This window comes from Vicinamibacterales bacterium, from assembly GCA_035699745.1.
GTDB lineage: Bacteria > Acidobacteriota > Vicinamibacteria > Vicinamibacterales > 2-12-FULL-66-21 > JAICSD01.
The window spans coordinates 1-10,320 of record DASSPH010000052.1 but is presented as its reverse complement, the minus strand read 5'-3'; the positions used below and the strand labels follow the sequence as shown (position 1 = coordinate 10,320).

Here is a 10,320-nt window from a genome sequence, read left to right as displayed (position 1 = left end):
GACGAGCAGCACGCCCCCGGCCAGCGCCCAGAACAGCATCCGGACCTTGCGGATGATGGCCATCGACAACCCAGGCCGCGTGCCCAGCCCGAGTAGTTGCGACACGTATGCGGTGGCGGCCTCATCCACCCCCAGGCGAAGGGGCACGATCTTGAACACGACCGTTACCAGCCGGTTCGCGGTCTCGAGGATGAAGGCCGTGATCAGTGCCGGCGCGACGCCGTTCAGCACCCACAAGGTCAGGTAAATTTCCGTGACGCCGAGCGCATGAAAGCCCATCTCGGCCGCGGCCAGGCCGGGCAGCGCACGGCGGTGACGCGACGCGAACCCATAGATCCGCGCCTCGATCGCGGCGAACCGCTCGGCATGCCGCTGTAAAGGGGGGACCAGCCCGAGCGCCCGGCTGATGAGCGCCGGCTGCCGCCACAGCATCCACAGCGCCAGCGCGAACAGCAGCAGCGTGCCTCCGACGGCGGCCTCGCCGGCGCCGCGTATTGCCGAGGGCAGCTGGAAGCGAATCAGCAGCGCCACGGTGCCGGCGGCGATCATCGCCGCCGCGGACAGCGTGTAGAGCACGTTCTCGATCGCCAGTGCGGTGACGGCCGGCCCGAGCGGCACGCGCCCCCGCACGAACGCGGCCTTGGCCGGCTCGCCGACCAGCGGGCCGAGCGGCGTCAGGTTCCCGATCGTATCGCCGCAGACGACGGCGGCGAAGGCGTCGCCGAGCGACATCGTGTGCGGCGGATCGAGGCACATGCGCCAGGCGGCCGCGCGCAGCAGGAAGCGCAGGCCGCCGATGGCGATGATCGCCACGATCGTCCACCCGACCTGGCGGACGTCGGACGCGATCTCGGCGACGCCGACGCTCGACACCATCCACGCCAGGAGCGCGAGGCCGCCGAGTCCGGTGAGCACACCCGAGAGGGAACGTCGCATGAGATGCTGGGACTATAATCGCAGGTTCATGCTTCCGGCGTCCTTCCAGACCCCCGCCGCCATCATCCTGCTCGTCGGAGGACTGATTTCCTGCTTCGCCGGCTACCGCGTCTTCCGCGTCGTCCTCGGCATCTACGGATTCATCCTCGGCGCGCTGTTCGCGAGCGGCATCGCCGGCCCGGAGAACACGATGTGGATGATCGTGGCGGCGATCGCCGGCGGCGTGGTCGGCGCGCTGATCCTGATCGCGGCGTACTTCGTCGGCGTGGCGCTGCTCGGCGCGGGCATCGGCGCGCTCGCCGCAAGCATGATCTGGGCGGCGCTCGGCCGGGAGCCCGGAGCGATCGTGGTGATCCTGTTCGCGATCGCCGGCGCGCTCGCCGCGCTGGCGCTGCAGCGCTACGTGATTGTCGGCGCCACGGCGTTCGGCGGGGCGTGGACGATCATCGTCGGGGCGCTGGCGCTGACCGGCGACCGCCTGGCGGCGGACGCGGCGGCGCGCAACAACGTGTGGCTCGCGTACCCGATGAATCCGGCGCCGGGGAACTACTGGATCCTGCTCGCCTGGATTGCGCTCGGCGTCACCGGCGTCATCGTCCAGCTGGCCGTCACGGCAAAGGGCCGCAAGTGATCCCGGGATCGTCGATCCCGGATGTACCCGCATCCTCAAGGAGATGAAATGGCTACGTTTTCGCGCACCACGAGTGTCAACTGGCAAGGCGGAATCATGGACGGCAAGGGATCGACGAAGGCCGGCAGCGGCGCGTTCGATCTGCCCGTCAGCTTCCCCCGCCGCATCGGCGACGCCGAAGGGGTGACCAGCCCGGAGGAGCTGATGGCCGCGGCGCACGCGGCGTGCTACGCCATGGCGCTGAACGCGACCGTCGGCCGCAAGGGCGGTTCGATCGCGAAGACCGAAGTGACCGCCACCGTGACGGCCGACAAGGGAGACGCCGGGATCAAGATCCTGAGCTCGAAGCTGAGCGTCGTCGCGCACGGGCTCAGCGGCATCCCCAAGGACCAGTTCGCCGAGGTGGCGCGTGAGGCCGAGGGAACCTGCCCGGTCTCCAACGCGTACCGCGGCTCGCTGCGGATCGACCTCGACGCGAAGGCGGTCTGAGCACGGGTGACGGGTGCTGGGTGCGTCGCCCCAGCACCCCGCCGGCTAGCGGGTTCCGATCGAGTAGAGGAACTTCGCGCCGCGCAGGTACAGCTCGTTGTCGACCAGCGCCGGCGACGCGTTGAACCCGTCGTCCAGCGTGTTCCTCGCCAGCACGTCGTACGACGGCCCCGCCTTGAGCACGATCGTCGACCCCTCCTGGCCGGGGATGTAGATGCGTCCCTTCGCGCCGACGGGGGAGGCGAACACGTTCGGCACGTTCTCGAGCCGCTGCAGCTGGTAGTGCGGTTTGCCGGTCTTCGCATCGAACGCCGACAGGATCCCGGAGTTCGACTTCAGCAGGTAGATGATCCCGTCGTAGAGCAGCGGAGACGGGACGTACGGCGTGTCGGCGTTCAGCTCCCACTTCACGGCCCGGGTGGCGGTGAGATCCCCCTTCGCTTCGTCGAGCTGGATCGCGAGGAGCTTGTTGCCGCGGAAGCCGCTGACGGCGTACACCATCCCGTTCTCGTGCACGGACGACGGAATCGGATTCATCGTCAGTCCCGGGCCCTGCCACACGACCTGTCCGGTTGCGAGATCGTAGCTCGTGACCTTGTTCATCGCGCTGGCGATGACCTGTGCCCTGCCGCCGTGCTCGACGACGAGCGGCGTGCCCCAGCTGTCGATTTCCTGCCGCTCGGTGCGCCACAGTTCCTTGCCGGTCATCTTGTCGAGCGCGGTGATGAACGACGGCCCCTGGTGGTCCCACTGCACGACGATCGTGTTGCCGTGCAGCACCGGCGTCTGCCCTTCGCCGAACTCGTTGCGCATCTTCTTGTCGCCGAGGTCCTTTTCCCAGAGCGGCGTGCCGTTCATGTCATAGGCATAGAGGCCGAACGAGTCGAAGAACGCGTAGACGCGCTCGCCGTCGGTGATCGCGGACGAGGAGGCGTAGGTGCCGAACTGCTGGTGCGACCCCTCGTGCGGCGTGGCCTCGCGCGCCGTCCGCTCCCAGGCGACCTTGCCGGTCTTCCGATCGATCGCCATCACGGTGAACTTGTGCGGGACGGCGGGACGGGTGCCGCCGCGCGCGGCGTGCGAGCTGGCGGCGTCCACGCCGACCGGCACGGCGGTGAGCACGAACACCTTGTCTCCCCAGATGACCGGGGTTCCCGATCCGCGGCCGGGGATTTCGAGCTTCCACCGGACGTTCCTGGTCTCGCTCCACTCGATCGGCGGATCGGCGGTTTTCGAGACGCCGGTGGCATGCGGGCCGCGCCACTGCGGCCAGTACTTCTCGGACGTGGTGTCGGCGCTGGTCGTGATCAGCGCCAGCGACGCAATCGCCGGCGCGGCTAGCATTCGGTGTGTCATTCACTGTCCTCGTAAGCGTTGTCGCCGGCGGTTGTCAAAAAAAGGGGACTGTCCCCGTTTTTGGTACCATTCGGCGGATGTCCGTGCGGGTGGTGTTTGGCCCGGGGGCGCTCGATCAGGTAGGGACGCTGGCGCGGCAACTGGCGTTTACCCGGGCGCTCATCGTCGCCGATAAAGGCATTGTTCAGGCGGGATTCGTCGAGCGCGCAGCCCGGCTGCTCCGCGCGGCCGGGGTCGAGCCGGCGTTCTTTCACGCGTTCGACGCGAATCCGGACACCGACATGGTCGAGGCGGGCCGCGTCGCCGCGGCGGCGGCGCACGTGGACGGCATTGTCGCGCTGGGCGGAGGCAGCTCGCTCGACTGCGCCAAGGGGATCAACTTCGTCCTCACCAACGGCGGGTCGATGCGCGACTACCGCGGCCACGGCAAGGCGGCCAAGCCGATGCTGCCCTCGATCGGCATCCCCACCACGGCGGGCACCGGCAGCGAGGCGCAGTCGTACGCGTTGATCTCCGACGCCGAGACGCACGCGAAAATGGCGTGCGGCGACGAGAAGGCGGCGTTTCGCATCGCGATACTGGATCCGGCGCTGACGGTCTCGCAGCCGCGCGAGGTCACCGCCGTCGCCGGCTATGACGCCATTTCGCATGCCGTCGAGGCGTTCGTCACGAAGACGCGAACGCCCGAGTCGGCGCGCCTGGCGGCCGAGGCGTGGACGCTCCTGGACTCGCACTTCGAGCGCGTGCTGCGCGACCCCGCCGACCTCGAGGCCCGCGGCGCGATGCTGCGCGGCGCGAATCTGGCCGGCGCGGCGATCGAGCTGTCGATGCTGGGGGCGGCGCACGCCTGCGCGAATCCGTTGACCGCCCGATACGGCACGACCCACGGCATCGCCGTCGCGGTCATGCTGCCGCACGTGGTCCGCTGGAACGGGGAAGTCGTGGGTGCGCGTTATCGCGAGTTGTGCGCGGACGACCTGCCGGGGCGCCTCGAGGCGCTGCGCAGCGCCGCCGGCCTGCCCGCGACCCTGCGCGAGCTTGGCGCGCGCGCCGAAGACGTCGACGCGCTGGCGGCCGACGCCGCAACGCAGTGGACGGGGACGCACAACCCGAGGCCGTTCTCGGCCGATGATGCGAGAGCGCTCTACAGAGCAGCAGGCGGCGTCCGCGTCTAGCCGGAAGATCCCCTATTCCGGCAGGTCCTCCGCCTTCGGCTCGGGCAGCCACCAGCTCGCGATGAAGCCGATCACGTACACCGTCGTCCCGACCAGCGCCGCCGCGTACGCCAGGCGCATCGACGGCGTCGCGCCCGGCATCGACGCCACCAGATTCGTCGTCACCAGCGCCGCGGACGTGCCGATCATGCGGCCGCCCACGTTCGCGGCGAAGCTCTCGCCCGTGCCGCGCAGGAACGTCGGGTAGACGCGCGGCAGGTAGTTTCCCCAGAAGCTGAACTGCGCGATCGTCAGGAAGCCCACCGCCGCGATTCCCCACTTCAGCATCGTGAGATTGTGAGTGCCGAAGAAGAACAACAGCGGCAGCAGGATCATGCCCGGGATCTGGAAGACGTGCAGCAGGCGCCGGCGGCTGATGATGATCACCGCCAGGTACGCGAGCGCGATGCGTCCGGCGAGGCCGCCGAATTCCTGGAACGACTGCACCGCGCTGACGGTCTTCTCGATCGCCGGGCGCGGCAGCGTCCGCACCTCGTCCAGCCCGGGGACGATGCGGGGGACCTGCTGGATGGCGCCGAACGCGGCCGCGTAGGCGCAGGCCATCATCACCGTCGTGACGATCGTGGTGCGCGCGAACTGCGGCCGGAACAGCTCGCCGAAGCTCGGACGCTTCAGCGTGCCGGCGAGCTTCTTCTCCTGCCAGACCGGCGATTCAGGGAGGAACGGGCGGATGACTGCCAGCGGGATGGCAGGAATCAGGCCGGACATCAGGGTGTAGCGCCAGGCCTCGTGGGTGCCGTGGACCGCGGGCAGGCTCGGCGCGTAGTTCACCGCCAGGTAGTAGCCCGCGGTGACCATGATGCCGCCCAGCGAGCCGAACGCCTGCGTGTACCCGACGACCTTCTCGCGCTGTTTCGGATCCGGGAACAGCTCCGAGAGCCATGCCACTGCGGCGACGAATTCGACGCACACGCCGACGAACGTCCAGCAGCGCCAGAACAGCAGTTGATACACGGACGTCGAGTAGCCGGCGGCGAACGCCGAGAACGCGTAGATGACGATGCTCCACGTGAGCACGCGCCGGCGTCCGAGGCGATCGGTGAGATAGCCCCCGAGCAGGCCGAAGATGCCGCCAGCCACCGCGGGGACGTAGAACAGGTAGCCGACCCACTGGTTGACCAGCGGATCCGTCGCCGGAACGCCGAGCAGCTCCACCAGCGCCGGCCGCACGATGAGCGGCAGCATCAGCAGTTCGTACGAATCGAACGCGAAGCCGATCGCCGCGATCACGGCAATCAGCCAGGTCTGTCGGGTCATGTCTATACCTCGTACTTCGCGAGCGTGGCGCGGGAGGGCAGCGCCCCCGCCGTGGCCCGCGATACGACGAACATCAGCAGCGCCGAGACGATCGTCATCGGCACGACCGGAAGGAAGCCCAGGACCGTGGTGCCTGCCGCAATCCGCGTGATGACATCTACGCCGCCGACCGCCCACACCGTTACAGCCGTCCCCGGCGCCGGGGCCGGCACGGTCGCCTGGAGCAGCGCGATCCCGCCCACCGCCGCCGCCGTCCACAGCGCCACCGCCAGCGCGCCCCACCGGGTGCTCTGCTTCCAGAACAGCGCGGCGACGAGCAGCGGCGCGAGCGAGGAGTAGCCGGCGAACGCGTACTGGCTGGCGATGTCGAAAATCGACTGCGGCGCGGTCAGGGCGATGCTATACGCGACCACGGTCAGGACGATCACGAAGATCCGGCCGGTCTGCACCTGCACCGCCGGGCCGAACCGCGTCTGCCCGCCGTAGAAGGCGAACACGTCCTCCGTGAACATGGTCGAGAGCGCGAGAATCTGCGAATCGCTCGCCATCACCGCCGCCATCACGGCGGCGCCGAGAATCGCCGCCAGCCACAGCGGCGCGTAGCCCTCCACCAGCCTCAGGATCACGTCGTCACCGCTCGCGGCGGCGCGCAGCTCGGCGCGGCGCTCCGGCGTGATCTGCGCGCCGGGCGCGTTCAGCGCCGCGCGCGCCTCGAGCTTGCGCTCGATCGCCGGCAGATCGCGCGCGCTGTTCGCCGCCACGCCGAGGAACACCGACGGAAGCCAGATCGCGAGCATGCACAACGGATACAGCACCACGGTGCGGCGGAAATGCGACAGGCGTTTCGCGGTCAGACAGAAGATCCCGATGTGGGGAAAGGCCAGCGACGAAAGCGGGATGAAGGTGTAGCTGAAGAAATACAGCGGGGAAACCCGCTCGCGGGTCAGCAGCGGCGCCGTCGCGGCGGAGGCGAGCAGCGATTCGATCGCGTTGCCGAAGCCGCCCATCCCGCGCGCGATGACGCCGACGGCAATCGCGCCGAACGAGAGGAACAGGATCGTCTGAAACGTGTTCACCCACGCGGTGCCGCGCATCCCGCCGAAGAACACATAGCCCATCACCACCAGCGACACGATCGCGCCGCCGAGCCAGTACGGCACCACCCCGCCGCTCACCGCCCGGAGCGTCGTCCCGCCGCCCATCACCGCGATCACGATGTACGGCACGAGCAGCACCGCCTGCACGGCGAAGATCACCGTGCCGATGTGGCCGCACTCCCAGCGATCGCGGAACATCTGCACCGGGGTCATGAAGCCGTGGCGCTTGCCGAGCGCCCACAGCCGCGTGCCGATCACGAACAGGCCGACCGGGATCACCAGGGCCGATGACGAGGCCATCAGGCCGTAGGTGACGATGCCGTTGGCGAAGGCGTGGCCCGACGCGCCCAGAATCGAGAACGCGGTCATGTTCGTGCCGAAGAGCGACAGCAGGAACACGACCGGGCCGATCGATCGCCCGGCGAGGAAGTAGTCCTCGGCCGCGCCGCCGCCGTCCGACTTCGGCCGCCCGGCGAACACGCCGATCGACAGCACCAGCGCGAGGTAGGCGAAGACGACCGCCGCGGCAACCATCTATCTGCCGGGTTCGTCGAGATGCGACGGCCAGTAATGCCGGACCAGGTACAGCATCAGCAGCGAGATGCCGACCGTGTAGGCGGCGTGATAGGCGAGACCGACGGGCAGGAAACCGAACACCAGCGGCCGCGCGCTGCGCCAGAACCAGAAGTCCTGGTGGAGGAGGTAGACGAGTGCAGTGACGAGGGCCACGGAGACGTATCTTAGCGGATATACTTCCATGCCATGCCCGCTTCGCCAACCAGCAGCCCGCAAGAAGCCCTCGATCGTTGGGTACGGGAGGTCATCGACTGGCATTTCGATCCGGCCACCGGCTGTTCGTTCTGGCTCGACTTCGCGAAGAACGCCGGGTGGGATCCGCGCCGCGAGGTGCGCACCTTCGCCGACCTCGCGCGTTTCGGTGAATTCCAGGACGAATGGCTTCGCGGCGGACCGGTACAGCGCTGGGTCCCGAAGGGCCTCGCGGGCAAGCCCATTTTCGTGTTCGAGACCGGTGGGACGACCGGTGTGCCGAAGACCCGGATTGCGTCCGAGGACTTCCGCATCGACTACGAGCTGTTCAGCCACACGCTCCCCGATGACAAGTTCCCCAAGGGCTCGAACTGGCTGATGCTCGGCCCGTCCGGGCCGCGGCGGCTGCGGCTCGCGGTCGAGCATCTGGCCCAGTACCGCGGCGGCATCAGCTTCTGCGTCGACCTCGATCCGCGCTGGGTGATCAAGTTGATCAAGAAGGGCTGGACCGAGCACCTGCAGGCCTACAAGGACCACGTCATCGACCAGGCCGTCACGATCCTGCAGGCGAACCACGACATCCGCTGCATGTTCACGACGCCCAAGCTGCTCGAAGCGCTGGCGCTGCGGCTGGAAGACATGGGCACGTCGATCGGCAAGATGGGGATCACCGGCATCTTCTCGGGCGGAACGGAGTTCACGCCGCAGTGGAACCGTTTCGCGCACGAAGAGCTGCTCGACGGCGCCTACATGACGCCGACCTACGGCAACACGCTGATGGGCCTCGCCGCCAGCGCGCCGAGCGGCCCCGAGAACGGCTACAAGATCACTTACTACGCGCCGCAGCCGCGTGCGGTCGTCCAGGTGGTCGACTTCGACGATCAGAACAAGGTCGTGGACTACGGCCAGACCGGCCGCGTGAAGCTGACGACGCTGACCAAGGAGTTCTTCATGCCCGGCTTCCTCGAGCGGGATGAAGGGGAGCGCGAGAAGCCGCATGCAAGGTTTCCATGGGACGGGGTCAGCGGCGTCCGGCCATACCGGGGGTTCGCAGCCACTACCACCGTCGGGGTTTACTGAGGCTGCGCTGTCGTGCTGGGGTGCTAATGGTGTCAGGGGTGCTCGAGGTGCTGGTGCTGAACGGTCTGGAAGTGCTGGAGGCGCGATCCGCCAGCCACAGCCAGCCCGCCTGGCACTCGCCTGGGAACCCGAGCACGCTCAGCACCTTTGAGCACCAGCACTTCCAGCACCTTTGAGCACCAGCACTTCCAGCACCTGCGAACACCTTTAGCACCTTTAGCACGACGCTATGCTGCATCTACCTATTCTGCGTTGGGGCCAGCCCTACGATTCGCTCGAGAAGGACGAAGTCGTCCACTTCTCGACCGGCGAGCCCATGGCAACCGTGAGCCGCGCCAATGGCGGCATGATCCAGCGTGACGCGCGGAAGGCCGCGCGGGCGCGCCAGGTGCTGCGCGAGATTCCGATCGACGAGCTGATCGCGCGTGTCGGCAAGGCGGGCGAGCTCTACATGAACGCCACCCTGCCGATGGGGACCGGGACGCAGTCGCCCGACGAGTTCGCGCGCGCGCAGTCGGCCAGCACCGGGCTGCCCGAGAAGATGTGCCGCGCGAACATGAAGAAGAACGGCTTCGTGCTCGCCGAGATGCGGAAGATCCTCGAGTCGCTGACGCGCGGGCTCTCGCTCGACGTGCTGTCGTCGGGCTACGGCGAGGAGCGCGGCGTCCCGATCAGTTTCCAGGTGCAGAGCCCGGTGGTCGGCCTCGTCCTGCCGTCGAATTCCCCCGGCGTGCACACGCTGTGGCTGCCGATCATTCCGCTGCAGGTCGGCCTGGTGCTCAAGCCCGGACCGCAGGAGCCCTGGACGCCCTACCGGATGACCGAGGCGTTCTTCCAGGCGGGTATTCCGCGCGAAGCGATCTCGCTCTATCCCGGCGGCGCGGACGTCGGCGCCGCGGTGCTCGACGCGCTGGATCGCACCATGATCTTTGGCGGCCAGCCCACGGTCGATCGCTATCGCGGCAACCCCAAGGTCCAGGCGCACGGGCCCGGGTTCTCCAAGATCGTCATCGGCGACGACGTCGTCGATCGCTGGGAAGAGTTCCTCGACGTGATGGTCGACAGCATCTTCCTGAACAGCGGCCGCGGCTGCATCAATACGTCAGGCATCTGGGCCAGCCGGCATACGCAGGAGATCGCGGACGCGATCGCCAGGCGCCTGGCCACAATCGAGGCGCTGCCGCCCGACCATCCGGACGCGAGCCTGGCGGCGTTCACGGTCCCGGGCACCGCAGACGCCATCAACGCGGCGATCGATGCCGACCTCCAGACCCCGGGCGTGACCGAAGCCACGGCGAAGTACCGCAGCGGTCCACGGCTGATCAAGCAGGGACGCGCCGACTACCTGCTGCCGACGATCATCCACTGCGATTCGCCCGACGCGCCGGCGGCGAAGAAGGAATACATGTTCCCGTTCGCCACCGTGGTGCAGTGCCCCGAAGCGAAGCTGATCCAGTCGATCGGCCCGACG

At 68.3% G+C, this 10,320-nt stretch carries 11 protein-coding genes; 6 read left to right on the top strand and 5 right to left on the bottom strand.

The window, feature by feature from the left end; all coding sequences use genetic code 11:
* The coding region (locus VFK57_11440; GenBank protein ID HET7696314.1) for a lysylphosphatidylglycerol synthase domain-containing protein at positions 1-936 on the bottom strand (936 nt) is incomplete at its 3' end.
* A 28-nt stretch (positions 937-964) separates the two neighbouring features.
* Here VFK57_11440 and VFK57_11435 point away from each other — a divergent pair.
* Together VFK57_11435 and VFK57_11430 are read left to right on the top strand one after the other, a co-directional pair.
* Entirely contained in the window at positions 965-1,567 is a 603-nt protein-coding gene (locus tag VFK57_11435) for a DUF4203 domain-containing protein (GenBank protein ID HET7696313.1), read from the top strand.
* A gap of 48 nt (positions 1,568-1,615) precedes the next feature.
* Positions 1,616-2,056 (top strand): OsmC family peroxiredoxin, encoded by a 441-nt coding sequence (locus VFK57_11430; GenBank protein HET7696312.1) that lies wholly within the window; start codon positions 1,616-1,618, stop codon positions 2,054-2,056.
* A 45-nt stretch (positions 2,057-2,101) separates the two neighbouring features.
* Here VFK57_11430 and VFK57_11425 read toward each other — a convergent pair whose 3' ends face one another.
* Positions 2,102-3,412: a PQQ-binding-like beta-propeller repeat protein gene (locus VFK57_11425; protein ID HET7696311.1), complete on the bottom strand. Its 1,311-nt coding sequence runs from the start codon at positions 3,410-3,412 to the stop codon at positions 2,102-2,104.
* A 77-nt stretch (positions 3,413-3,489) separates the two neighbouring features.
* Here VFK57_11425 and VFK57_11420 point away from each other — a divergent pair, with 77 nt between their 5' ends.
* Entirely contained in the window at positions 3,490-4,587 is a 1,098-nt protein-coding gene (locus VFK57_11420) for an iron-containing alcohol dehydrogenase (protein ID HET7696310.1), read from the top strand.
* 12 nt (positions 4,588-4,599) lie between these two features.
* Here VFK57_11420 and VFK57_11415 read toward each other — a convergent pair whose 3' ends face one another.
* From VFK57_11415 to VFK57_11405, 3 genes are read right to left on the bottom strand one after another with little or no spacing between them, the layout of a single operon-like run.
* Entirely contained in the window at positions 4,600-5,904 is a 1,305-nt protein-coding gene (locus VFK57_11415; GenBank protein ID HET7696309.1) for an MFS transporter, read from the bottom strand.
* Positions 5,905-5,906: 2 nt separating this feature from the next.
* Positions 5,907-7,535, bottom strand: coding sequence for a sodium:solute symporter family protein (locus VFK57_11410; GenBank protein HET7696308.1), 1,629 nt, complete (start codon positions 7,533-7,535; stop codon positions 5,907-5,909).
* On the bottom strand, positions 7,536-7,730 hold the full coding sequence (locus VFK57_11405) for a hypothetical protein (protein ID HET7696307.1): 195 nt from the start codon (positions 7,728-7,730) through the stop codon (positions 7,536-7,538). It lies immediately after the preceding gene.
* A gap of 33 nt (positions 7,731-7,763) precedes the next feature.
* Here VFK57_11405 and VFK57_11400 point away from each other — a divergent pair, with 33 nt between their 5' ends.
* The 3 genes from VFK57_11400 to VFK57_11390 all read left to right on the top strand — a co-directional run.
* A complete protein-coding gene (locus VFK57_11400; GenBank protein HET7696306.1) occupies positions 7,764-8,849 on the top strand; it encodes a hypothetical protein in 1,086 nt (361 codons plus the stop codon).
* A gap of 20 nt (positions 8,850-8,869) precedes the next feature.
* Complete coding sequence (locus tag VFK57_11395) at positions 8,870-9,025, top strand: hypothetical protein (GenBank protein ID HET7696305.1); 156 nt, start codon at positions 8,870-8,872, stop codon at positions 9,023-9,025.
* A gap of 53 nt (positions 9,026-9,078) precedes the next feature.
* A partial coding sequence (locus VFK57_11390; protein ID HET7696304.1) for an aldehyde dehydrogenase family protein occupies positions 9,079-10,320 on the top strand: 1,242 nt, incomplete at its 3' end.